Source organism: Psychrobacter celer, from assembly GCF_016107555.1.
GTDB classification, from domain to species: domain Bacteria; phylum Pseudomonadota; class Gammaproteobacteria; order Pseudomonadales; family Moraxellaceae; genus Psychrobacter; species Psychrobacter celer.
On record NZ_JABASU010000017.1, the window covers coordinates 43,741 to 68,365 of the forward strand.

General features: G+C 48.2%; 18 protein-coding genes and 1 pseudogene. 13 read left to right on the forward strand and 6 right to left on the reverse strand.

The genetic code is table 11. The features are described 5' to 3' along the window. Positions 1–3 precede the first annotated feature (3 nt). Together JFC05_RS08875 and JFC05_RS08880 are read right to left on the reverse strand one after the other, a co-directional pair. On the reverse strand, positions 4–2,031 hold the full coding sequence (locus JFC05_RS08875) for a heme lyase CcmF/NrfE family subunit (RefSeq protein ID WP_198336616.1): 2,028 nt from the start codon (positions 2,029–2,031) through the stop codon (positions 4–6). Positions 2,032–2,267: 236 nt separating this feature from the next. Further along, positions 2,268–3,602, reverse strand: a complete 1,335-nt coding sequence (locus JFC05_RS08880; RefSeq protein WP_105243877.1) for a DUF445 domain-containing protein — start codon at positions 3,600–3,602, stop codon at positions 2,268–2,270. A 573-nt stretch (positions 3,603–4,175) separates the two neighbouring features. Between JFC05_RS08880 and mrdA the strand changes: the two genes are divergently transcribed. The 8 genes from mrdA to scpB all read left to right on the forward strand — a co-directional run bounded on the left by mrdA (position 4,176) and on the right by scpB (position 12,280). Next, positions 4,176–6,143, forward strand: a complete 1,968-nt coding sequence (gene mrdA / locus JFC05_RS08885) for a penicillin-binding protein 2 (RefSeq protein WP_198336617.1) — start codon at positions 4,176–4,178, stop codon at positions 6,141–6,143. A gap of 57 nt (positions 6,144–6,200) precedes the next feature. After that, positions 6,201–6,905, forward strand: coding sequence for a 16S rRNA (guanine(966)-N(2))-methyltransferase RsmD (rsmD, locus tag JFC05_RS08890; RefSeq protein WP_198336618.1), 705 nt, complete (start codon positions 6,201–6,203; stop codon positions 6,903–6,905). Positions 6,906–7,166: 261 nt separating this feature from the next. Then, entirely contained in the window at positions 7,167–7,595 is a 429-nt protein-coding gene (gene rplM / locus JFC05_RS08895) for a 50S ribosomal protein L13 (protein WP_198336619.1), read from the forward strand. A gap of 10 nt (positions 7,596–7,605) precedes the next feature. Then, a complete protein-coding gene (gene rpsI / locus JFC05_RS08900; protein ID WP_075100631.1) occupies positions 7,606–7,992 on the forward strand; it encodes a 30S ribosomal protein S9 in 387 nt (128 codons plus the stop codon). Positions 7,993–8,227: 235 nt separating this feature from the next. Further along, on the forward strand, positions 8,228–9,337 hold the full coding sequence (locus tag JFC05_RS08905) for a lysophospholipid acyltransferase family protein (protein ID WP_198336620.1): 1,110 nt from the start codon (positions 8,228–8,230) through the stop codon (positions 9,335–9,337). A 320-nt stretch (positions 9,338–9,657) separates the two neighbouring features. After that, entirely contained in the window at positions 9,658–10,725 is a 1,068-nt protein-coding gene (locus tag JFC05_RS08910; RefSeq protein ID WP_198336621.1) for a tryptophan--tRNA ligase, read from the forward strand. 45 nt (positions 10,726–10,770) lie between these two features. Next, complete coding sequence (locus tag JFC05_RS08915) at positions 10,771–11,688, forward strand: segregation and condensation protein A (RefSeq protein WP_198336622.1); 918 nt, start codon at positions 10,771–10,773, stop codon at positions 11,686–11,688. Between the two features lie 25 nt (positions 11,689–11,713). Then, the gene (gene scpB / locus JFC05_RS08920) at positions 11,714–12,280 is read left to right on the forward strand and encodes an SMC-Scp complex subunit ScpB (RefSeq protein ID WP_198336623.1); all 567 of its coding nucleotides are present in this window, start codon (positions 11,714–11,716) and stop codon (positions 12,278–12,280) included. Positions 12,281–12,361: 81 nt separating this feature from the next. Here scpB and lolA read toward each other — a convergent pair whose 3' ends face one another. The 3 genes from lolA to rplU form a co-directional block, all read right to left on the reverse strand. Beyond that, positions 12,362–13,048: an outer membrane lipoprotein periplasmic chaperone LolA gene (lolA, locus tag JFC05_RS08925; RefSeq protein ID WP_198336624.1), complete on the reverse strand. Its 687-nt coding sequence runs from the start codon at positions 13,046–13,048 to the stop codon at positions 12,362–12,364. 531 nt (positions 13,049–13,579) lie between these two features. Then, complete coding sequence (gene rpmA / locus JFC05_RS08930; protein WP_075100627.1) at positions 13,580–13,837, reverse strand: 50S ribosomal protein L27; 258 nt, start codon at positions 13,835–13,837, stop codon at positions 13,580–13,582. 92 nt (positions 13,838–13,929) lie between these two features. Next, positions 13,930–14,241 carry a 50S ribosomal protein L21 gene (gene rplU, locus JFC05_RS08935; protein WP_075100626.1) on the reverse strand — a complete coding sequence of 104 codons (312 nt, stop codon included), beginning with the start codon at positions 14,239–14,241 and terminating at the stop codon, positions 13,930–13,932. A 579-nt stretch (positions 14,242–14,820) separates the two neighbouring features. Between rplU and JFC05_RS08940 the strand changes: the two genes are divergently transcribed. The 5 genes from JFC05_RS08940 to hemB all read left to right on the forward strand — a co-directional run bounded on the left by JFC05_RS08940 (position 14,821) and on the right by hemB (position 24,374). Further along, on the forward strand, positions 14,821–15,846 hold the full coding sequence (locus JFC05_RS08940; protein ID WP_198336625.1) for a polyprenyl synthetase family protein: 1,026 nt from the start codon (positions 14,821–14,823) through the stop codon (positions 15,844–15,846). Between the two features lie 802 nt (positions 15,847–16,648). Next, positions 16,649–18,061: an efflux RND transporter periplasmic adaptor subunit gene (locus JFC05_RS08945; protein WP_198336626.1), complete on the forward strand. Its 1,413-nt coding sequence runs from the start codon at positions 16,649–16,651 to the stop codon at positions 18,059–18,061. A 35-nt stretch (positions 18,062–18,096) separates the two neighbouring features. After that, positions 18,097–21,369 carry an efflux RND transporter permease subunit gene (locus JFC05_RS08950; RefSeq protein ID WP_198336627.1) on the forward strand — a complete coding sequence of 1,091 codons (3,273 nt, stop codon included), beginning with the start codon at positions 18,097–18,099 and terminating at the stop codon, positions 21,367–21,369. Continuing rightward, positions 21,369–23,159 (forward strand): efflux transporter outer membrane subunit, encoded by a 1,791-nt coding sequence (locus tag JFC05_RS08955; protein WP_198336628.1) that lies wholly within the window; start codon positions 21,369–21,371, stop codon positions 23,157–23,159. The genes JFC05_RS08950 and JFC05_RS08955 overlap by 1 nt, the downstream gene beginning before the upstream one ends. A 207-nt stretch (positions 23,160–23,366) precedes the next feature. Then, positions 23,367–24,374 (forward strand): porphobilinogen synthase, encoded by a 1,008-nt coding sequence (gene hemB / locus JFC05_RS08960; RefSeq protein ID WP_105243889.1) that lies wholly within the window; start codon positions 23,367–23,369, stop codon positions 24,372–24,374. 122 nt (positions 24,375–24,496) lie between these two features. On the opposite strand, the pseudogene JFC05_RS08965 reads toward hemB, so the two are convergent. Further along, a pseudogene (locus tag JFC05_RS08965) lies at positions 24,497–24,625 on the reverse strand (IS982 family transposase); the annotation flags it as partial.

Here is a 24,625-nt window from a genome sequence, read left to right on the forward strand (position 1 = left end):
TGTTTACGCCCCTCTCTTTGGTGCTGGTGTGTCCAAGTCGGCAACCGTGGCAAAGCCTGATTTTTTGGCAGCGACTTGCGCAGGTGTCTTGTCCTTATTAAAACGATAACGCTTATCAAGCATACTGAGCAGCGCACCTAACGCCATGATGATTGCGCCTAGCCATATCCAGCGAATCAGTGGCTTCACATAGATACGAATTGCCCATTCGTTACTGTCAGCGGCGATAGGCTCACCAAGCGCCACATAGACGTCACGCATGAGGCTAGCATCAACGGCAGCTTCGGTCATTGGCATCATACTGATGATATAATTACGTTTTTCAGGATACAAAGTTGTGACATCGCGCCCATCTTTGCTGACCAATACTTCAGCTTGAGTAGCATCAAAGTTACTGCCTTTGACTTCGCGAAAGTCCTTAACCGTAAAGTCATAGCCTTGGACATGGACGCTCTCGTTTGGCCCTAGTGCCACATCACGCTCGATGCTGAGCGTGCTGGTAAAGGCCACACCAATGACAGCAATGATGACACCAATATGCGCGGTTTGTTGCCCCCAATAGCTCAGACGCAGCTGGCGCAGCCCCTGCAGGCGACTCGGGGCGTTTTTGGTTTTATCCTTGAAATCAACGACCATCCAAAACAACACCCAAAAACTAATCGCCAATGTCACGCCAATATTGAGCATGGCAGAGGGGCTAGTAAAGTAGGTGATAATCGCAGCCAGTACCAGACTACTTGCGGCAATCACCATGCCAGCGCCCAAGAGTGGACGGCTGTCTTTTTTCCAGCGAATGTTTGAGCCCATACCCATCGCGATGAGCAGCAGCCACGTCAGTGGCACAAACAGCGCGTTGAAGTACGGAGGGCCAACAGAGACCTGACCGAAGTTAAAGGAGTCAGCGATAATCGGATATAGCGTACCCAGCAATACCACCAAGGTAGCAATTAAAATAATAACGTTGTTAATCACCAAAAACGACTCTCGTGAGATCAGCTGATACTGACTCTCAACCGTCAAGCGCCAACCGCGCACTGCAAACATCAACAGGCCGCCGCCCACAACGATACCAAGAATCATCAAAACCACCAGCCCGCGCGTGGGGTCGGCAGCAAATGAGTGCACGGAGGTAATCACCCCTGAGCGCACCAAAAAAGTACCAAGCAAGCTCAGCGCAAAGGCAAAAATAGCCAGCATGATCGTCCAAGCCTTAAAGACCCCACGTTTTTCGGTCACCGCCAGCGAATGCAGCAAAGCCGTACCAGCCAGCCACGGCATGAGTGAGGCGTTTTCTACAGGATCCCAAAACCACCAGCCGCCCCAGCCAAGCTCATAATACGCCCACCAAGAGCCAAGAGCGATACCAACGGTCAAAAACCCCCAAGCCGCTAGCGCCCATGGACGCGACCAACGTGTCCATACTGCATCCAAACGCCCTTCCCACAATGCCGCCATACAAAAAGCAAATGGCACCGCTAAGCCCACATAGCCCATATACAGCATCGGTGGGTGAATGATCAGCCCAAAATCCTGCAAAAGTGGGTTGAGATCTACCCCATCTACGGGCAGATTGGGCAAGGTACGATCAAATGGCGACGAAGTAAAAATCAGCATCGCCAGCATCATGACCTGCACACCGGCCAATATCACGAGTACCCGCGCGCGCATCGACAACGGTAAGCCACGGCTAAAATAGGAGACCAGCGCGCACCACGTGGCCATGATGGTCATCCACAACAAGAGTGAGCCTTCGTGTCCGCCCCATGTCGCCGAGAGTTTATAGTACCAAGGCAACAAAGTATTAGAGTGCTGCGTGACATAGACGAGACTAAAGTCATTGAAATAAAAGCCTGCCATCAATGCAACAAATGAAAAAATCATGGCAGCAAACTGTGCCCACGCGAGACTGGGCGCGAGACGCTGCCAAGCAACGTGATCGCGCATGACGCCAACGGTTGGTAATACCACCTGCAAAATCGCCAATATAAAGGCGGCCAGCAAGGCAAAATAACCCAATTCTGTGATTAACATACGGTCTAACCTTGTTTACCTTGGATACAATTAAGGATTCGCCAATAGCCTTTTGGCCACTGGCAAACGCGAAATAGTCCTTTATGCGGTCATAGTTTACGGTTAAAAATGGCGGTTTTAATGGCTATAGAAGCTGTAAAACTCGCTACTATTGTCTTGATGTATCAATGGGAATCATTGATACAAAAAACGTATCTGCTATTTATACTGATACTCAGCGATGCGCCCATGACAGATCACTGTACTGAAGGAAAAAACACCAAGACCAAATGCAGCCAGCCTGCCAAAAACCCTGTCAAACCACCAAGGATGATCAGCGTCATCTCGTCCTCTTTGAAGGCAGGACGCAGCAGGTTTTGAAACTCATTTGGCGTCAGTGCCCGAATCCGATCGCGAAACATCCCAAATATTTTACTGGCACGGCTCTCATTGAGCTCAGGATCACGCAGCGGCACCATCGTGGCCACGATTGACTTATCAATAATGGTGTTTTTTAGCTGACCATACTCACGGCGGCCCAGCCCGACACGCAATGTGGTACTGATCACAGGCGACTCTAACACCTGATACAAATGCGACTTCATCAAGTCACGCGTCTGCGGCGCGCGCGCGCCATACATCATCTCATTCATGATGTTTTCTAACGTCACCAAGTCTCGCACCACAATCTCAGCAAACACCTCAGAGACCTCTTCTTGCCGCTTCATAAAACCGCCCTGCAAACGGTACTGGGCAATGTGCGGCATTTGCGGCTGAATAAACGGAAAGCGGCGCCGAACTGTAAAAAACTTCACATAAGGTATAAAACGCGGCTCAACGGGATTAAACACCATCCAAATCGCAATCCAATTGGTCAAAAAGCCCCAAATCGCCGCAAAAAACGGCACGGTCCAATGCTGCGGCACCACCAAAAAGATAAACATCTGGATAATACCAAAGACCAGCCCAATCAAAGCACTGATATGCCAGATAAAATCTATCTCTTTTTGGCCAACTTTCAAAAACATATTGACCATCAAGCGGCGATCACTCTCCATTTTATTGACAATCATCTGACGCATATCGACAAGATCTTCGACATGGTACGTCAAATCCGTCACCAAGGACTGCATGATGCTTGGGAGCTCTTTGTGCGCTTGGGCGTAGACGCGGCGCTTGACAGCATATGGCAAATTACCCCATAAGGCTGGCGAATGATCGAGCATAATCTCATCAATCAACATCTCAAGGTTTTTATCGACCGTCTCCGTGATAAAGACCGCCATCTGCTCAGGCTCCATCGCCTGAAAAAATTCATCAAGCGACCCAAGCTTTGATAATGTCTGATCGACGATAACACCCGATATCTTACCGGCTTTACGCGGCACGATACCCTGCCAGCCAATACCTGGCAAACCAAAAAACGGAAAGTTTGGGATACGAATACCCCAAAATTTAATCGGATAAAACAGCATTTTGAGCGCCATCCACACGTGTGCCCAAGTGACAAAAGCGGTCACCGGCGGAATGGTTAGCATGGCAAAAAACTCTGGATGCTCAGCGATTGTCTGCCACAATGAAGTTACGTCCATGATTTATCTGGTTCCTGACAGGTTGATTGTCGGTGCTAGTAAATGAGCGTTAGCAAACTTCGAGCGCGGCAAAAAGACGCGCGGCCATCATAACGACTATAAAACAAATCGCCTGATTTTAGCATACTTGCTATTTATTAGCACACGTCGCAGCGCGCAAGTTGTGACTCATCTGACAAATAACGGTGAGCCACTGCCAGCGCTGATAAGCCCATCCAACATAACATTCGCGCCCTTTAGGTCGTGTCTACTGATATTCACTTTATATAGACTTGATGATGGCGGTCGGCCAGATAGCGCCTGATAGCAGATAATCGTGACAAACCCGCTGACGAGTACTGCGCCCGTGCATGGCTTCTGTTATAATTTGTCCACCAACCACATAAGATATCAGCCAGTCAGTTGCTAAGATATCTTTTTGAGCAAAGACCATCTATGTGATTGAAACCCTTTGCATTATCCTTTATTCTTACCGCGCTTTGGCAAACCTGTCTATTTGTTTGCTTGTTTTTTTTATCCATGTTTTGCTGACTCAGCTTTATTGACTCGCTGACCGTTTGGGCTTTGATTTTTATGAATAAACCGCTGACTCCCAATACCGAACAGGTCAATCGTATTTTTACCAATCGCATTATCATCTTTGGCGCTATTATACTTCTAGGCTTGGGTGGTCTGATACTGCGTTATGGCTATCTGCAGGTCTATGCACATGATAAATATACGACGCAAGCGGACAATAACCGTATCAAGCTGATCTCAGCGCCGCCGAGCCGCGGCTATATCTATGATCGCAACGGCATTATCTTGGCCGACAATCAACCTGTCTTTACCGCGATGCTCAGCCCTGATGAGGTCGAAAACCCTGAGCGCACCTTAAACTTGCTGGCGCCTATTTTTGATCTGACAGAGACGGACGTCACTGATATTTTGGCGCGTCTGAACAAAGCCAAAAACGATCCAGTCACCATCAAGATTGACCTAACCGAAGCGCAGGTGGCGCAGTTTAGCGAGCGTAAACCGTTTTTTCGGGGCGTGACGATTCGAAGTAAGCTGACCCGCTCCTACCCTTATGATGAGCTATTTGCCCATGTCATTGGCTATGTTGGCCGTATCAATGACAAAGAAACCAAGCGTATCGACAAGGATCGTTATGCAGGCACTGACCTCATCGGTAAAATCGGTATCGAAGATTATTATGAAGATATCCTCTTAGGGCAGCCAGGCTATCAATCGGTTGAGACCGATGCACACGGCAATATCATCCGCCAACTAGACACCAAACCACCGATCGCGGGCAACGACATCACTTTGAGCTTAGATTATGGCCTACAAAAAGTCGCCCAGCAGCAACTAGATGGCCGCCGCGGTGCCATTGTGGCTATTGACCCCAAAACAGGCGACGTACTGGCGTTTGTAAGTAACCCAAGCTACGACCCCAACCCCTTTATCTCTGGTATCTCCTTTAAAGATTATGGCGACCTGCGTGATGACCCAGATCAGCCGCTGTACAACCGTGCGCTGCAGGGCATGTATCCCCCTGCCTCTACCATCAAGCCCTTTGAAGGCTTGGGCGCGCTGCATTATGGCCTACGGGAGTGGGAGACCTCTATCTATGACCCAGGGTATTTTAGCTTGCCAGGCGACAGTCACCGTTTTCGTGACTGGAAACGCGGTGGTCATGGCTCAGTCGACCTCAAAAAATCGGTGGTGATGTCGGTGGACACTTATTACTATAAACTCGCCTATGAGATGGGCATTCAGCGCCTGCATGACTGGATGGTGCGCTTTGGTTTTGGAGAGCAGACGGGTATTGACTTGCCGCATGAGCGTTCAGGTATCATGCCATCACCGAAGTGGAAAAAAGAAACTTATGATAAAGACTGGCTACCGGGTGAAACCATCTCAGTCAGTATCGGTCAAGGGTATTTTTTGGCGACGCCGCTACAGGTAGCCAACGCCACCGCCATGACGGCCAGTAAAGGGCAACATATCACCCCGCATCTACTCAAAAGTAGCGACGGCGCAGCGGATGTAAAGATCATCAGCAAACCGGATGGCAAAATCGACTACAATGGCAAGCCCTCAGACTGGCTACGCATGCATGACGCGATGGAGAGCGTGATAAAAAACGGTACCGGACGCCGTATTTATACCTCCAAATATCGCATCGCAGGCAAGACGGGTACCGCACAAGTCAAGTCCATCGCCCAAGGCAAACGCTATGATAAGTCTGCACTCGATAAGCGCCACTGGGACCACGCGTGGTTTAGTGGCTTTGCCCCTGTCGATGACCCGCAAATCGCGCTGGCGGTGTTGGTCGAAAACGGTGGCGGCGGTAGTACCGTTGCCGCCCCAATTGGCCGCGCGCTCTTTGATTATTGGGTACTGCAGCGGCACGATGACCCTATCTTGCCACCGACAGCAGACGAACTAAAAGCCATTAAACGTCAAAAAGCATTTGACAAAGCCATGCGTGATGCGCTGCGTGATAAAGAAGAAAAAGCACAAGCTGAGCAAACTGCCAATGCAGCGGCACAATAGGATGCATAGGAATAATAAGCAAAATAAAGACCATGACCAGACACGGTAACCCAAGCCATGACAAAAAAACCCTCAAGCAGACGCGCCGCTAAAAACCGCACACCCAAAACCAGCCATCTGGCAAAGAGCAGCTCTGCCGGAGATGTCCGCATCATCGGTGGAGAACACAAGCGCCGTATCGTCCGATTCGTCGACGCCGAAGGCTTGCGTCCGACGCCCGACCGCCTGCGCGAGACATTATTCAACTGGTTACTGGCTGATATACACGGCGCTTATGTGCTCGACAGCTGTGCAGGCAGTGGGGTGTTGGGGTTTGAAGCACTGTCCCGCGGCGCCGCGCACACTACTTTTATCGAGCCAAATCCTGCCCAATGCCGCTTACTTGAGCAAAGCGCCACGCAGCTACGCTTAGAGACTCATCGTTATCAGATTATCCAAGGTACCGCCGAACACGTCCTGACGCACACTCAAACATTGCAACGTCACTTTGATATCGTCTTTATCGATCCGCCGTATGCGCAGGACTTATGGCAGCCTATCTTGACGACGCTCATCGAGCAGTCGTTGATCACAAGCGACACGCTGCTATATCTTGAGGCAGACAAAGCACTAGAGGATCAATTGCAGCAATTGGCCGACCACCTTAGCCAATCAACGACCTGCGCGGCGCAGACAGAACCAACAAGCATCAGCTTTGATTGTCTAAAACAAACCAAAGTTGGCCAAGTTGTCGCTGGACTTTATCGGCTGGCACCGTCATAATTGCAGCGTGCTTGCAAAAAGTGAGTGATAAGCAAATCGCTTTTCTTTGCCTCCCCGCTTTTAGCAAAATCACGCAACACCTACAAAATGTCTAAAACCGCTTAAAAACTGGCCAAACGCTGCAGTTTGATGCATAAAGGCAAAAATAAACCCCAATGCAGCTTGCAAGCGTAGGCGCTACTGCTTATAATGTGCAGTCTGTTTTTTGAGAGCCCCGTTCCCAGCTAAACTCTCAACGAATTCTAATTTTAAGGTTTTATCATGAAAACACTTAGTGCAAAACCAGCTGAAGTGACCCATGACTGGTATGTCGTAGATGCTGACGGCAAAACCCTTGGTCGCTTAGCCACTCAAATTGCTACTCGCTTACGTGGCAAGCATAAAACTTCTTATACTCCGCACGTAGATACTGGTGACTTTATCATTGTCATCAACGCAGAAAAAATCGCGGTAACGGGTAAAAAAGCACAAGATAAAAAGTACTATCGTCACAGTGGTTACCCAGGTGGTATCAAAGAAACCAACTTCACCAAGCTGATTGCACATAAGCCTGAAGATGTTCTATACAAAGCTGTTAAGGGTATGCTTCCAAAAGGTCCTCTTGGCTATGCGATGATTAAGAAGCTAAAGCTATATGCCGGGGAAGAACATCCACATACTGCACAGCAACCTAAAGAACTAGACATCTAAGGAGTCACTTATGGAACGCAATTACGGAACTGGTCGCCGCAAGACGTCTACTGCTCGTGTCTTTTTAGCGAAAGGTACTGGTGCTATCGTTGTTAACGGTAAACCACTTGATGAATACTTCAGCCGTGAAACTTCACGCATGGTCGTTCGTCAGCCACTAGAGTTACTAGACTCTGCTAACGAATACGATCTATACGTAACCGTTGCAGGCGGTGGTATCAGTGGTCAAGCGGGCGCAATCCGTCACGGCATCACGCGTGCATTGATCGAAGCTGACGAAACATTAAAGCCTGCTCTAAAATCAGCTGGTTTTGTTACTCGTGACTCACGTCAAGTCGAACGTAAGAAATTGGGTCTACGTAAAGCACGTAAACGTCCACAATTCTCAAAACGTTAATCAAAGCTATCTCTTATCTTTTTGCGATTGGCCGCTTTATCTCAAAACAGTCCTATTCGCATTAAGCCAAAGAGTAGATTTGCAAAACCTTATAAGCTGGTCACAGCTTATAAGGTTTTTTTATGGCTGTTTTTCTAAGACTATTCTACAAAAACCTGCTACACGCAAAAACCACCTTGCAAAGTATTCAGCACTACCCCATCATGATAGTAACTTTTATTACCTCATCCTTATTATGAAAGCGCCAGAACAATACGATCCCAGCAAGCACCCAAAGACTGATGTATCAGGCTCACGCCCTGCGTCGCCTAATCATACGGCCAAAAACAACAGCAAATCACCGGCCATCCCTGCCGGTACGCCGACCATCACACAAAATCACAAACGCACCGCACAAGCAGAAAAAAAGCCTTTTGAATGGCAGTTTTTGTTGCCCAAATACTGGGGCATTTGGCTATTATTCTTTTTTATATTACCGATGATATATCTGCCGCTGCGTTGGCAGTTTTGGTTGGGCCGTAAGCTGGGTATTTTGGTTTATACCGTAGCAGGCTCGCGTCGGCGTGATACGCTGATAAACCTTAGGCTGGCTTTTCCAGAAAAGCCAGAAGCGGAGCGCGAGCTAATGGCAAAGCAAGTGTTTGTCAATCAGGGCATCGGTGTGTTTGAGACTTTATGTGCTTGGTTTCGCTCCAATGTCTTTACTCGTACTGTCTCAATCTCAGGGCTACAGCATTTGGTTAATGCGCAAAACGACAACCGCCCTGTGATTTTATTGGGTGCTCATTACACCATGCTAGATTTGGGCGGCTTGCTAAGCGCGCAGTTTTTCCCTGTCGATTGTATGTACCGACCTCAAAACAATCCATTGCTCGATTGGTTTATCTACAACGGCCGCACCACTATCTTTGGTAAGCAAATCTCTAGCCGCGATATGCGAAGCCTAGTCTCCTCAATCAAAGCCGGACACGTGATTTGGTACTCACCCGATCAGGATTATGGCCTCAAACAAGGGGTGATGGCACCGTTTTTTGGTGTACCAGCGGCCACCATTACCGCCGCCAGACGTATGGCAAAACTGGGTGACAAACAGCATCCACCTGCCCTCATGGCACTGCATACCTATCGGCAAACGCCTGATAACCTACCGCGAGGCAAACGTCCTCATTATCACCTGACCATTACCCCAGCACTGGAGAACTATCCTAGTAATGACGAGGTGGCTGATGCAACACGTGTCAATGAGATATTAGAAGGACTGATTCGTATTGATCCGACTCAGTGGATGTGGTTCCATCGCCGCTTCAAAAACGGCCCTGATGGTCGTACAGATATTTATAAGTAGACATTGATACCCAAACAAATCAGTAGGTAAATTTGTTATAATTTGCGCCATCAAATTGAGTCGTTGACGTCAATACCACTCTTTTACTTAAGTAAAAACACTAGGGCCTGTCCTCATTTTAAAAATGGCGATAAAAATGAGATAAATTGCCGCCAAGCAAGGAAAATAGCGCAGATAATATCAAGATACTCGTCAGCTATTTGACACCGTTTGGCCAGACTTAGCCGTTTTTAGCCCATTTAGATGGCTATCGATTGAATTGAGGACACGCCCTAATAGCACTCTAATAAATTAAAAAGTAAACCAACCACGGATTTTTCATGACTAATCAAACTGACGCCCCTAATAAAGAACACAAACGCATCCTCACTGGCATCAAACCAACAGGTATCCCGCACTTAGGTAACTATGTCGGTGCCATTCGTCCAGCGATTGAGTCGATCCAAAATAGCGACGATGAAGCGTTTTTCTTTTTGGCTGACTACCACGGCATCATCGGCTGCTACGATCCTGCCGTCATCCATGAGTCAACCAAAATCATTGCTGCGACGTGGATTGCTTGTGGTCTTGACCCTGAGCGCGTGACTTTCTATCGTCAGTCGGATGTGCCTGAGATACCAGAGCTGGCTTGGATTTTGAACTGCTCATGCGCCAAAGGTCTGATGAACCGTGCCCATGCCTATAAAGCGGCGGTCGATATTAATATGGAAAAGGCAGATGTCGATCCAGACCAAGGCATCAACATGGGGCTGTTTGGCTATCCTGTGCTCATGGCGGCGGATATCTTAATGTTCAACGCCACCCACGTCCCCGTAGGCCGTGACCAAGTACAGCACATCGAGATGGCGCGTGACATCGCTGGCACCTTTAACCATCGCTATAAACCGCTCTTTACCCTCCCCTCAGCGGTCGTTGATGAAGACATCCCTCTGCTGACAGGGCTTGATGGTCGTAAGATGAGCAAAAGCTATAGCAACACCATTCCTCTATTCGGTGAGCCCAATCCGCAAGTCAGCGCTGAAAAGCAAATGCACAAAGCCATCATGAAAATCGTCACCAACTCGCAATTGCCGGATGAGCCAAAAGACCCTGATGACTCAGCACTTTTTGAGATTTACAAAGCCTTTGCCACTGCTGAAGAAATCGCGGATATGCGCGCACAGTATGCCGCTGGTATCGGCTGGGGTGATGCCAAGCAAGTATTGTTTGATAAAATAAATAGCGAGATTGCGCCATTTCGCGCGCGTTATGAGGAGCTGATGGCCAACCCCAAAGAGCTTGAAGAAATCCTGCAAATGGGGGCGAACAAAGCGCGTCGCCATAGCCGCAAACAGTTAGACAAGGCCCGCCGTGCTATTGGAATACGTCCACTTGCCAAACTTAAATAGCTCCTTACGTGGCAAAGTACGTCGCCATCAGGACAGGTGCTAAACATGCAAACCTCAACGACCAAACAATCAGCCGCTTTAGATAAAGCGGCTTTGTCTGCTAGCACGCCTGACAAAAAAGACAGCACCGCTATCAGCCAAATACCGCTACGTATCTATCAAACGCCCGTACAACATCTGCCCGATGATCTGTATGTGCCGCCTGGGGCCTTTGCCATTTGGCTTGAGCAATTTGCCGGGCCACTTGATTTTTTATTGTATCTGGTCAAAAAAAACAACGTCGATCTCACGCAAATGCCCATCTTGCCTATCACAGAGCAGTATCTGGCTTATATCAGTGAGCTAGATACCGAGCATTTTGAGCTAGCGGGCGACTACTTACTGATGGCATCCACATTGATTGCGATCAAATCTGAACTGCTGCTGCCCACGCCTGAGGTGCCAAGTGATGAGCGTGACCCAAAGGCCGAGCTGATCGAGCGCCTTGAAGAATACGCACAGATCAAGGCGGTCAGTCAACGCTTGGACAATCTGGTGCGTCTTGAGCGCGATGTGTTTTTGGCGATGGTCAGCATGCCCAGCACCGAGGTGATGAGCGCCGAATTACCTAGCTATTCACCAAATCTGTTGATCGATAGTTTGTTTAAGATGCAGTTGCAGCCTGATTATCAGATGCACACCATCAAAGTCGATACCGTGCCGCTGTCTGATCGCATCGCCAGCATCAGCCGTCAGCTAAGCACGGATGGCGCGCGCTCATTTTATGAGCTGCTGGACAATAATCAAGGTAAGATCGGCGTGGTGGTCAGCTTCGTTGCCGTATTGGAGCTGATAAAACGGCAGCTGGTTGGCGTTGTAAATACCGATTTAGAAAGCCGTCCTAACGATGCTGGTACTGATGCTGATAAAGGGGCTGCAGAAAACGACCACATAGGACAACTAACGCTACAGTGGCTGGCTTAATAGTTTTTAGTAGAGAATATATGCAATGACAGACAACCAGCACCAATCGCCAACACAGACGGACGATTATTTAGAGACGATGAGTAAGCATATCGAAGTGCTGTTGCACGCATCAGAGACACCTCTTACTGAGACGGTCTTAAAAAAACAGCTGTCGTTAACGGTCGAAGAGCTGACCCAAGCGCTAGAGCGGTTACAATTACGCTTAGCCAGCGGCGTGCTCAGTCTGCACAAGACCGCCAGTGGTTATCGACTACAAATCTCTGACGACTATAGCGCGCTCATTCAGCGTGTGTTTCCGCAGCGTCAAGAGCGCCTAAGCCAAGCCCTGCTTGAGACTCTAAGCGTCATCGCCTATAAGCAGCCTGTGACCCGTAGCGATATCGAGCATGTCCGCGGCGTGACGCTATCGAGTAACATCTTGCGCCAACTGTTTGATAAAGGCTGGATCGTCGAGGAAGGCTATAAAGACACCTTAGGGCGCCCTGCACTGCTGCATACCACGCCGCAGTTTTTGGACGCATTTGGGCTGACGCATTTGGATGAACTGCCGCCTATGCCAGATATGGAAGCTATCCAAGCGATGTCTTAGAGTCTTGCTGCCATAAAAAAAGACAAACCGCGCAAGGTTTGTCCTTTTTTTATACATAGTCGTTTGTTGTGAGGGCTAAACTTACTGATTGATGACGTCCACACCCTTTGGCGGGGTGAATTTAAACTGGCTACTACCAATACTCGGGTTTAGCTTGATATTGCTAAACTTGATAGAAGTAGTCTGACCCAAACTGTCATTGAGCACCATCATCACAGGCTTGCCGCCGCTAAAGCTCATCGATAGGCTCTTAAAGCTCGCACTATCAGCTTTTGGATAAAGCACGTAGTAGTTTTTATTATCATAAGGTTGGGTGATTTTGAAGTTTTTATCAATTTTACTGGGATCACCCGACAGCAATAACGCTGGCGTGTTGCCTACTTGGCTATCGACATTTTGTTTGGTCGCTTGCTCTAAGTCTTTATCATAGACCCACATCGAGTTGCCGTTGGCCACGATAAGCTGCTGCGATGGGGATTTGGTTTCCCAGCGAAAATTATTGGGACGCTGCACGCTCATCGTACCTGTGAAGGTGCCGCTATTGGCGCCTTTGGTGGTTTGGCTAAAGTTTGCGGTCATACTTTTGGTGTTTGCCAAAAGCTTATTTAAGCGCTTAGCGGCCATTAAATTGTCCGCAGGGGCGGCGGTTGCTGATTGGCTGATCGCCATCGTAGGGGCAGCCACGCCGAGTGATGTCATCAACACGCCTGTCAACGCACTGCTCATTAGTTTTTGTGTTAAAGTGGTTGGTTTGCTAGATAACGTCATACTCATTCCTCTCTCAACATGCAAATCACATAAAAATAAAATGTTTCATTAAAATTGTTTTTTTCAATAAATGCTTATCTCGCGCCAAAAAATCGACGTGAGTAAACAGTGCAGACAGTGTGCCAGTTTTTTTATTACACGCCTAGTCATCGTTTGCAATCTTTACTACGGCTGCCATACACGCTTGTAACTGATTGACGCGCGGCGACTGTACATCATAGACCAAACGCACTGCCCCATGGCGCGCGATTGGGCAAGTTTTTTAGATTCCTTCCAAACCGGTTGTCTAATAGACCATAGCAGTCTTTTAAACTCGTAAGCTGGCAGATAATGGCTGATACAAAGCGCCCAACAAAACACTTAGCTCAAAGCAATTAGCTCAAAACGCTCAATAACGTTCGTGAGAAATGACTGGCATAAAAAAAGCCCCTACTGCCCTCAGACAGTAGAAGCTTTTTTGTCGTCATTTTATACAAATGAAAGATAAATAAAATGACGTCGCATCATTGCTAAGCCGTTACAGGCCATGAATTATGCGCTTTCAACCGATACATAACGACGGTTGAACTTACCTTTGGTCGCAAACTTTACAACGCCGTCATTTAGGGCAAATAAAGTATGGTCACGACCCATGCCAACGCCTTCGCCTGCGTGGAACTCTGTACCACGTTGACGTACGATGATGTTACCAGCTGTGATAGCTTGGCCACCAAAGATTTTTACGCCGAGCATTTTTGGGTTTGAATCACGACCGTTACGAGTCGAACCGGCAGCTTTTTTATGTGCCATGAGAAAATCTCCTTGTTAATGTGACTTACCGCCAATGCGATAACTCTTAAGCATTTAGTGCGCTAGTTTAGCGATAATCGCTAAATAGGGAATTAGGCATTAATGGCTTTGATTTTTAACAAGGTGTACCATTGGCGGTGACCTTGCTCTTTGTGATAGTGCTTACGACGGTTGTGCTTGATGATACGGATTTTTTCGCCGCGACCATGCTCAACCACTTCAACTTCTACGCTAGCGCCTTCAACAACAGGCTGACCGATTTTGACGTTATCGCCGTCAACAACCATCAACACGTCTTCTAGTTTGATTGTCTCGCCTTTTTCTGCTTTTAGTAGCTCAACTTTTAAAAGCTCATCGACGACAACGCGGTGCTGCTTACCACCAGTTTTGATTACTGCGTACATTGTATGACTCCGTTTAACCCGTGTGCCGTGGCTGATGTTATATCAACGCTTCGATAACGAACACGACAGGGAAAAATTAAAGGCAAGATTTTACGGCTTTTTGCTCATAAAAGCAAGCCGCGCCTCTTGTTTTTGTAAGGTGGTTACCTGAATACCATCGTCCGTATCTCTCTGCTTGTCAGTGACAATCAAGCTTTATAAAGGCGGCCTCTATTGCTATACACTTTTTATGGCCAGTGACTGTTTATAACTTACAATCAATGATTGTGAATGCCCAGTTGCTTAGTCTAGCAGACACGCTAGCAAATACGACGAATGGGTAATGCCTAACGGTGGCCATTATAGCTTATATAATCAGTGACTTACAGTGCTTTATTTACTCTTTGGTTGTTTTTAATGTCTATTCTCGGTTGGCTTTTAGCGTCTACCTTCCCATCCCAGCACCTATCCGCATCAGCGCACTACACTTTAACCAACCATTCAAAAACACAGCTATGCTATTATAACCAAAACAACGCCTTTGCTATATAAGACCGAGGCTACCAAACTTTTTCATTTTGACTGATATGACGATTTATTATGACCAGTACCCTTTTAGACTCGAATACGCCTAACGCTCAGCCCACGCCCAGCTATGCCGATATCCAAAGTATCGTGGCCGATGATTTTGAGATCATGGACAAACAAGTATTTGGCAGCCTGAACTCCAAAGTACAACTCGTCATGAGCGTCTCACAGCATGTGATCAATGCAGGGGGCAAACGTATGCGCCCACTTATCACCTTGCTATGTGCTCGTATGTTTGATGACAACCCATCACAATCAGCCATGCATTTGGCGGCCATCACAGAGATGCTGCATACTGCGACGCTGGTACACGATGATGTCATTGATGAGTCAGGTCAGCGCCGCGGCAAGCCCACAGCCAATGCCACGTGGGACAACGCCACCGCCGTACTGGTTGGTGATTATCTAATCGCCCGTGCCTTTAACTTATTGGTTGGTTTTCAAAGCTTGCCGCTATTGCAAGTATTCTCTGATGGTACCTGTGATATCGCTGAAGGCGAAGTATTGCAGCTACAGCATCAGCATAACCCTAAGGCCACTGAGACAGATTATCTCAACATCATCGATGGCAAAACCTCACGGCTGTTTATGATGGCGACCCAAGGCGCGGCTATTTTGCAAGGCAAAACTGAGTATATGGCTGCGCTAGGCGACTTTGGACAGCACTTTGGTAATGCATTTCAAATTATCGATGATGTCCTTGATTATAGTGGGGATAGTGAGGTAATGGGCAAAAACCTAGGCGATGATCTTGCAGAAGGCAAGCCTACTCTGCCAACTATCAAAGCACTTGAGCTTTTAAAAGACCAAAACCATGAGGGCTATGAGCAGCTAAGAATTGCGGTACAAACGGGTAAAACACCGAATGCTGAGCAGCTGATTGAGTTGGTACGCAGCTCCGGCGCATTAGATTACTGTAAACAGCGTGCACTAGAGGAGACGAGATTGGCACAGCAAGCACTGGGCACACTGCCTGACAACCGTTATCGTCAAGGTCTGTACCAGCTGACTGAGCTTGCTAGCGCACGATTGGTATAATGACATATGAATCGTCTGTGTTATTAGCTAATTGAGACGGCTCATTTTTTAGCAGCGTTTTTGAGCAACCGAGCCATAAATATTCATTGATCAAAAGCAACAGTCTCTAAAAAGACACCCTCTTAAAACGGGTGTGTCAGCCAAATAGTTACCTTTCTTTAAGTTTCATAAATCCTGACGGCACTATAATTGTGTCAGGATTTTTTAATGGTTAAATACTGATTGACCACGCTCATTAGAAGCTACTGACTGGTCTAAGTCGCTATATTTTAAAGGTCATAATTAGGGGTTGATAAATTCGTCAATTTGTTGACAAAGCAGATTTTTGGCGGTTTCAAAACCTCAATAACACTATGGCTTTACAATTATAACAAAAAATTACAATAAATTTGCATAGCGGGTTGTATGTCTTCTTATTAGCTGCTAGTTGGTGTAGCAGTTACTATGGCGGGATTTTATTTACTCAGCGAGCACAGTGCGGTCAGTTTTTGTCAGCTTTCCTATCGTGAATCACTTGACTGTGGGGTTACCCCAATAGTTTATAATAACTCTTTAAATTTACTAACCTACTTTGTGGTCTGCCTAAACTTCTAATATCACATTTACCAAATCGCGTCTCAATCAAACTCGCTACTGGCTGCCTTACTAGCGATTTTTATTAAATCCATTGACTCAAAGATTGAGTATGCCGTACTGGCATGAATGTGCAGAATAAGTAGACCCTCGATATTTCGTACATCAAAATTTATTGATAAACTTTTTATACTGCCATTATTCTTTATACATATTGCCGAGGACATTGATGAAGCATTCTACTCTTGCGCTTGTAATAGCATCTGTGCTATCTGGAGCTGTACTGGTTGGCTGTGACAAAAACGAGGACGCCGCTGGTGAGCAAGCCGCTCAGCAGCAGATGCCGCCTGCGGTCGTCAACGTCCAAACCGTCACATTTGATACCGTCCCTCAAGTACAGACATTCTCCGGACGTACCGCCGCGTATCAAACCGCTGACGTCCGCCCACAGGTCAATGGTGTCATCGACGAAGTGCTGTTCCGTGAAGGAAGTAACGTCAAAAAAGGCCAGCCCCTTTATCGTATCAATACCGACAACTATGCGTCTTCTGTCGCCAGTGGGCAAGCCGCGGTGCAGCAAGCACAAGCCAACTATCAAACAGCACAGGCCAACAACGCCAATGCCAAAGCTGAGCTAGCCAGCCGCCAAGCATCATTGGCGCAGGCGCAAAACGACTTACAACGTCTGCAAGGGCTGGTCGATATCGATGCCATCTCCAAGCAGCAATACGAACAAGCACAAACCGCGGTACGCACCGCACAAGCTGCTGTACAAAGCGCGGCGGCCGCTGTCGGACAGACCCAAGCGGGCATCGAGAGTGCCAAAGCAGGCATTCAAACGGCTAAGGCTGGGCTACAAGCCAGCACGCTAGACCTCAACCGTACCATCGTACGTGCGCCATTGACGGGTCGCACGGACCGCTCAAGCGTGACGGCGGGTACCCTAGTGAGCGCAGGTCAGACCGATCCGTTGGTGACCATCTCTCGCTTAGACCCTATCTATGTCGATATCAGTCAGTCATCATCTGAGCTACTAAAGCTACGCCAACAAATCTCTGAAGGCAAAGCACAGCCAGGTATGAACTCTGTAGAGCTGGTATTAGAAGACGGCTCGGTCTATCCGGTACGCGGTAAGCTTGCGCTGTCTGAGGCCAAAGTCGATGAATCCACAGGCGCGGTCACCTTGCGCGCGATTTTCCCAAATAGCAACAATATCTTGTTGCCAGGCATGTACGTCACCGCTCGCCTCACGCAGAGCGTCATCACCAACGCCGCCTTAGTACCACAAAGTGCGGTCATGCGTACGCCTAAAGGCGACACGCAAGTGTACATCGCTGACAAAAACAACAAAATCCAAGTGCGTCCAGTCACCATCAATGGTACTTATGATGGACAATGGATCGTCACAGATGGCCTGCAAGCGGGTGATAAAGTAGTTGTTATTGGTGGCTCGAAGGTTAAACCTGAGCAAGAAGTGGTGGTAAAACCACTAGAGAGCGCCAATCCAGCACCATCTGCAAAAGGTGCTGAGGCCAAAACACCGCAGCAAGCGGCAAAAACAATGGATAAGAAGCCAGCTGGTAATGACACCTCTGAAAACAACGCTACCAAAGAAAAATCAACAGAAGCCGCTGCTAACTAATTCCATTCAAAGATAGGAAGACTTAGGAATATACTATGTCACGTTTTTTTATTAATCGCCCTATTTTTGCATGGGTGCTGGCTATTTTGGTCATGCTCATCGGGGTGATATCGGTCATCAATCTACCGATCGAACAGTATCCACGTATTGCACCGCCGACGATTTCGGTGAGTGCCAGCTATCCTGGTGCCAACGCCCAGACCGTCGAAGACTCCGTTGTTCAGATCATTGAGCAACGTATGAAGGGCCTGGATGGTCTGATGTATATGTCATCGTCGAGCTCCTCAAACGGTAGCGGCTCTGTGACGCTCACTTTTGAAAACGGCACAGACCCTGATACGGCACAGGTACAAGTACAAAACAAACTACAAGCGGCCATGAGCTCGCTACCTGAGTCGGTGCAGCGTCAAGGCGTCAACGTCAACAAATCCTCCAGTAGCTTTTTGATGGTACAGGGTTTTATCTCCGAAGACGGTAGTATGGATCGTGCGGATATCGCCGACTATATCAACTCAAACGTTGTCGATCAGCTAAGCCGTGTCGAAGGGGTAGGTGAAGTACAGGTATTCGGTTCGGCGTATGCTATGCGTATTTGGTTAGATCCTGCGCGCTTGCGTAGCTACAACATGGTGCCCTCTGACGTGGTCAGCGCTGTACGCGCGCAGAACGCACAAGTCTCAGCCGGTCAGTTAGGGCAAGCACCTGCTGACACAGATCGACAAGTCATTAACGCCACCGTCACCGTACAGAGCTATCTACAAACTCCTGAAGAGTTTAAAGATATCTTGCTAAAAACAGACACCTCGGGCGCGCAAGTACGCCTCGGCGATGTCGCTGATGTCGAAATCGGTAGTGAAAACTATAGCATCATCTCCTTGTATAACGGTCAAGAAGCGGCAGGTCTAGGTATCTCATTGGCTGCAGGCGCAAACGCGCTAGAGACCCGTGAGGCAGTCGGCGCACGTATGGCCGAGCTAGAAACCAACTTCCCAGCAGGCCTTATCTCTGTTGTGCCTTATGACACCACGCCATTCGTACGTTTGTCTATCGAGCAAGTGGTCCATACACTGATCGAAGCGATCGTCTTGGTGTTTATCGTCATGTTTATTTTCTTGCAGAACTGGCGCGCCACCATCATTCCAACCCTTGCTGTCCCTGTCGTACTCTTAGGTACGTTTGCGGTGTTGTATGTCGCAGGTTTTAGTATCAACGTATTGACGATGTTTGCAATGGTACTCTCTATCGGTCTACTGGTTGATGATGCGATCGTTGTTGTCGAAAACGTAGAGCGAATATTAGAAGAAAACCCTGATATTTCGGTCAAAGATGCAACCGTTCAGTCGATGGGCGAGATCAGTAAGATCGTTATTGGTATTGCGCTGATTTTGTCTGCCGTATTTGTACCGATGGCCTTCTTTGGCGGCTCGACAGGTGTTATTTATCGTCAGTTCTCTATCACCTTGATCACGAGCATGGCGCTGTCAGCCATGGTGGCATTGGTGTTCACCCCTGCCCTATGTGTGACCTTGCTAAAACGTGGTAAGAGCCATGAAAAAGGCAGTACTGAACAACAAAAAGGCTTCTTTGGCTGGTTCAACCGCGGCTTCTTTAAACTCAGCCGCTCTTATGAAAACTTCGTCGGCAAAAGTATTCGTTTTAAGTGGTTGTACCTGATCGGTTATGCCGCCATTATCGGTATTATGGCAGTGGTGTTCTTGCGTATTCCAGGTTCGTTTTTGCCAGAAGAAGACCAAGGTATTATGTTTACCTTAGTCCAGCTTCCTGCTGGCTCCACGCTAGATGAAACACAAGACGTGCTCGATAAAGTCAGTAATTATTACGACACACAAGAAGGCGACAATATCGCCTCTGTCTTTACCGTTGCTGGTTTTAGTTTTGCAGGTCAAGGCCAAAACATGGGTCTGGCATTCGTTCGACTGTCAGATTGGGAAGAGCGCTCAGGCGATGAAAACACCGCGCAAGCCGTTGCTGGTCGTGCCATGGGTTATTTCGTCACACAGCTCAATGAAGCGCAAGTATTTGCCATCGTGCCGCCAGCCATTACTGAGCTTGGTAATGCCAGTGGTTTTGATTTGATGCTACAAGACAGTGGTAACCTTGGACACGAAGGGTTACTTGAAGCCCGTAATATGCTCTTAGGCATGGCAGCACAGAACGATAAAGTATCTGGCGTGCGTCCTAACGGTCAAGAAGATTCACCACAGCTCAAGGTCAATATCAACCAAGAGCAAGCAGCGGCTTATGGCCTATCGCTTGGCAGCATCAATAGTGTTATTTCTACGGCTTGGGGCTCGAGCTATATCAACGACTTCGTCGATCGTGGTCGTATCAAGCGTGTCTATGTTCAAGGTGAAGCCAGTAGCCGTACCAATCCTGATGACATCGGTAAGTGGTATGTACGTAATGATACGGGCGACATGATTTCATTTGATGCATTTTCTAGCAGTGAATGGCAATCAGGGTCACCGCGTCTGACGCGTTATAACAGCTTACCTTCGATGAATATTCAGGGTAGCGCCGCTCCAGGCTTGAGTACTGGTGAAGCGATGAGCGCGATGGAAGCGATGATTGACAAGTTGCCTGAAGGCATCAGCTATGAGTGGACGGGTATGTCATTAGAAGAGCAAAAGTCAGGCGCCCAAGCGCCGATGCTTTATGCGCTTTCAATCCTCGTCGTATTCTTGTGCTTGGCGGCACTATATGAGAGCTGGTCTATCCCCTTCTCTGTCCTACTGGTGATTCCACTTGGGGTATTGGGTGCGGTGATATTTACGTGGTTACGCGGTTTTGCTAACGACATCTACTTGCAAGTGGGTCTACTCACCGTCGTTGGTTTGTCCGCCAAAAACGCGATTTTGATTATTGAATTTGCCAAAGAACACCAAGAAGAAGGCTATAGTCTCAGAGAGGCCGTCATGACCGCAGCACGTCAACGTCTGCGTCCAATTATCATGACCTCACTTGCCTTTGGGCTCGGTGTTGTGCCATTATTCTTGGCGAACGGTCCAGGCTCAGGCAGTCAGAATGCTATTGGTACCAGTGTGGTCGGTGGTGTCTTAACCGCTACCTTCCTCGGCATCTTCTTTATTCCTATGTTTTATATTTGGGTGCGCAGCATGTTCCCTTATAAGGGCAATGAAGCTCACAATGGTAAAGGGGATGATGACAACCATCCAGGTGGTAACGGCGGCGGTGATAATCCGGTCCCATCTGCCCCTACAGAAGATAAGCAATCATTAACTCCTTCTGCGAGTTATCAGCCTGTAAGCCTTGGAGATAATACATAATGAGCTCTTTATTCTTAACCTCTAACTCAGCCGTAAGAGCGATAAGCTCTAAAGCTTTACTAGCTACTGGTAAATCATCGCGCCTACTTGGCCTGAGCTTTTTGGCTCTGAGTATGGCCGCTTGTAATACTATCCCTAAAGCAGATACAAGCCCCGTTCTCGCTGAGCCTAACCTGCCGATCGAGCAAGCTTATGGCGCTTTTGGTGATGAGACTGTCAGCACCTCTGAGCAGCCAAGTATCGCAGGACAGCGCTGGCAGGACTTTTATAGCGATGAGCGCCTAAAAGGTCTGATTGCGTTAGGACTGGAAAATAACAAAGACTTTGAAAGTGCACGCCTTGCAATTGAGAAAGCGCGCGCGCAATATCAAATCACTGACATCAATGATCTGCCTGCGATCAACGCCAGTGGCGGCTACACGCGTCAAGCGCAAAATAGCGCCGACAAAAACCCCAATAGCAGCTATAACGTCAACCTAGGCTTGGCAAGCTATGAGCTGGATTTTTGGGGCAAAATTGCTAGCTTAAAAGATCAAGCCTTGCAAAATTTCTTAGCGACGAGCGCCGCCAAAGACGCCACGCAAATCAGCCTGATTAGTAACATCGCCCAAAGCTATGCCAACCTAAGCTATAGCTTGGCGCAGCTAAAACTGGCAGAAGCCACTGCTGAAAGCCGTGAGCGCTCTCTGTTTATTGCCGACAAACGCTTTGAAGCTGGGGTCGATCCCAAACTGCCCTCATTACAAGCCAGCGCGTCTTTAGAAAATGCCAGACTGGCGGTACTACGCGCCCAGAGTAGTATTTTGACCTCGCGTAATGCCTTGCAGTATCTGATTGGCGCCCCGATTCCAAATGAGCTGATTCCAGCGCCTGCCGTCAGCAATATCACAAGCCAGCAGATCTTTAATGCCGGCTTGCCAAGTGAGCTGTTGCGTTATCGCCCTGACGTCCTACAAGCAGAGTACAGCCTCAAAGCGGCTGGTGCCAATATCGAAGTGGCACGCGCCTCTTACTTCCCCTCTATCAGCCTAGCCAGTAGTGTGGGCGTGAGTAGTGGTAGTTTGGATGACTTGTTTAAGAGCGGCTCGGTGGGCTGGTCGTTTGGCCCAAGTATTAGCGTGCCTATCTTTGATGCAGGTCGCCTAGATGCCAACTACGACGTGGCCAAAATCGAGCGCGAGCAGACCTTGGCAAACTACGAAAAATCTATCCAAACCGCCTTCCGTGAAGTGTCAGATGTATTGGCCACACGTGCGACGCTAGGGCAGCAGCTCGAAGCACAGTATCGTCTACAAGACAACTTTGAGCAGACCTATCAGATAGCAGATGCGCGCTTTAAGGCTGGTATCGCAAACTATCTAGACGTACTCGATGCCCAGCGCTCGCTGTTCTCAACTCAGCAAGGTATCTTGGATTTGGAGCTACAAAAAATCGTCAGCCAAATCGAGCTATATCAAGCGCTTGGTGGTGGTGCTAACCTTGATGTACCAACAGCCATTCCCGTACCGCATAAAAACTTGGTACAATTGGTCAACTTACCTGCCAGCACCAACAAAGCAAAAGCAGTAAACGCTATCGAGGCTGCCAGCTCAGCACGGGTAGCCTCGCCGCAAGAAGCAGGTGCAATCAAGCAAGCGCAGGCCAAAGAGACCGCGAGCTTTGAGCCAACCGCAGTGGTCGATGTCAATGACGATGGTAAAACAGATGCTGCAGTCGGGGTGATCACCGAAAAGACCACCTTTGACACCAGTACAGAGACCGTCCCTGTGACCCAGATCGTTGAACCATAAGCAGTCTTAACGAGGGCAACACAACGCCCCTCATCCTAACAGTCGATACGTACCATCAGCCCTACCGACTTGGTAGGGCTTTTTGCTTTTGACCGCGGCTATTGGGTATAGTAGTCAGACCATACTAGCCAGCCTCACATAGCCGTATCAGACGGCAACGCTTAAAACATGTAAACCCATCAAACAAAACAAATATAAGGAGTGATTATGAGCTATACCTTTAACCGCCAATATCCTGCCACTCGCTTGCGCCGCTTGCGTTATAACGACAATGTACGCTCGATGATTCGTGAAGTGGAGCTACACCCCAAACACTTTATCGCCCCTGTTTTTGTCTTAGAAGGCAAAAACCAGCGTGAGGCCATCTCTAGCATGCCAGGGGTCGAGCGTCTATCTATCGATCTGCTGATCGATTATGCCAAAGCGCTATTAAATGAGGGCGTCACAACCATCGATATTTTTCCCGTCATTGACAACGCCCTAAAAACCCCAGACGGCAAAGCAGCCTACGATAAAAATGGCCTGACAGCGCGCGCCGTAAAAGCCGTAAAAGACGCCGTACCAGAAATGGTGGTGATGACTGACGTGGCACTGGACCCGTATACTTCACATGGCCAAGATGGTCTGCTCGACGATAGTGGCTATGTCATCAACGATGCCACCATCGAGGTATTGGTCAAGCAAGCCCTTGTCCATGCACAGGCTGGCGCTGATATCATCTCACCAAGTGACATGATGGATGGCCGTATCAAAGCCATGCGTGATGCCTTTGAGAGCGAAGGTCTTGTCAACACCGCTATCATGGCTTATTCTGCCAAATACGCCTCGGCTTATTATGGACCATTCCGTGATGCTGTCGGCAGTGCAGGCAACCTAAAAGGTGGGCACAAAAAACAATACCAAATGGACTTTGGTAACCGCGCCGAGGCTCTACACGAGGTGGCCATGGACATCAACGAAGGCGCCGATATGGTGATGATTAAGCCCGGTCAGCCTTATCTGGATTTGATTCGCGAAGTCAAAAACACCTTTGGCATACCGACTTTTGCTTATCAAGTATCTGGCGAATATGCCATGCATATGGCCGCGATTCAAAATGGCTGGCTGACTGATGCGGTGATCCTAGAGTCTTTGATTGGCTTTCGCCGCGCGGGTGCCGACGGTATCTTGACCTATTTTGCCTTAGAGGCAGCGCGTCAGCTAAATAACGCTTAAAGATAAGTTTAATCAGTAGTTTATCTTTCAAAAACGCCCCAGCTAACATCGGTCAGCTGGGGCGTTTTTTGTTGTGGTAACCCCAGTTCGGGATAAGCCACATTGTAACTCATTGATAATATTTACAATGTTGCTACCTGTCCCTGCTGAGGCATATTTTTGATGGTGGGTTTATAGGGAAACCAGCAATAAGCAATTAAACCTGACAGCAAGTTTGTGATAAACCCCGTGACACTACGATGGCGTGAGTG

Excerpts from the sequence above, each read along its gene's own strand:
- rplM (WP_198336619.1), top strand. The coding sequence starts at position 7,167 with ATGAAAACACTTAGTGCAAAACCAGCTGAAGTGACCCATGACTGGTAT.
- lolA (WP_198336624.1), bottom strand. The coding sequence starts at position 13,048 with ATGACGTTATCTAGCAAACCAACCACTTTAACACAAAAACTAATGAGC.
- hemB (WP_105243889.1), top strand. The coding sequence starts at position 23,367 with ATGAGCTATACCTTTAACCGCCAATATCCTGCCACTCGCTTGCGCCGC.
- rplU (WP_075100626.1), bottom strand. The coding sequence starts at position 14,241 with ATGTACGCAGTAATCAAAACTGGTGGTAAGCAGCACCGCGTTGTCGTC.
- JFC05_RS08915 (WP_198336622.1), top strand. The coding sequence starts at position 10,771 with ATGCAAACCTCAACGACCAAACAATCAGCCGCTTTAGATAAAGCGGCT.
- rpsI (WP_075100631.1), top strand. The coding sequence starts at position 7,606 with ATGGAACGCAATTACGGAACTGGTCGCCGCAAGACGTCTACTGCTCGT.
- JFC05_RS08905 (WP_198336620.1), top strand. The coding sequence starts at position 8,228 with ATGAAAGCGCCAGAACAATACGATCCCAGCAAGCACCCAAAGACTGAT.
- JFC05_RS08955 (WP_198336628.1), top strand. The coding sequence starts at position 21,369 with ATGAGCTCTTTATTCTTAACCTCTAACTCAGCCGTAAGAGCGATAAGC.
- JFC05_RS08875 (WP_198336616.1), bottom strand. The coding sequence starts at position 2,031 with ATGTTAATCACAGAATTGGGTTATTTTGCCTTGCTGGCCGCCTTTATA.
- JFC05_RS08910 (WP_198336621.1), top strand. The coding sequence starts at position 9,658 with ATGACTAATCAAACTGACGCCCCTAATAAAGAACACAAACGCATCCTC.
- JFC05_RS08940 (WP_198336625.1), top strand. The coding sequence starts at position 14,821 with ATGACCAGTACCCTTTTAGACTCGAATACGCCTAACGCTCAGCCCACG.
- JFC05_RS08880 (WP_105243877.1), bottom strand. The coding sequence starts at position 3,602 with ATGGACGTAACTTCATTGTGGCAGACAATCGCTGAGCATCCAGAGTTT.
- rsmD (WP_198336618.1), top strand. The coding sequence starts at position 6,201 with ATGACAAAAAAACCCTCAAGCAGACGCGCCGCTAAAAACCGCACACCC.
- JFC05_RS08945 (WP_198336626.1), top strand. The coding sequence starts at position 16,649 with ATGAAGCATTCTACTCTTGCGCTTGTAATAGCATCTGTGCTATCTGGA.
- rpmA (WP_075100627.1), bottom strand. The coding sequence starts at position 13,837 with ATGGCACATAAAAAAGCTGCCGGTTCGACTCGTAACGGTCGTGATTCA.
- mrdA (WP_198336617.1), top strand. The coding sequence starts at position 4,176 with ATGAATAAACCGCTGACTCCCAATACCGAACAGGTCAATCGTATTTTT.
- JFC05_RS08950 (WP_198336627.1), top strand. The coding sequence starts at position 18,097 with ATGTCACGTTTTTTTATTAATCGCCCTATTTTTGCATGGGTGCTGGCT.
- scpB (WP_198336623.1), top strand. The coding sequence starts at position 11,714 with ATGACAGACAACCAGCACCAATCGCCAACACAGACGGACGATTATTTA.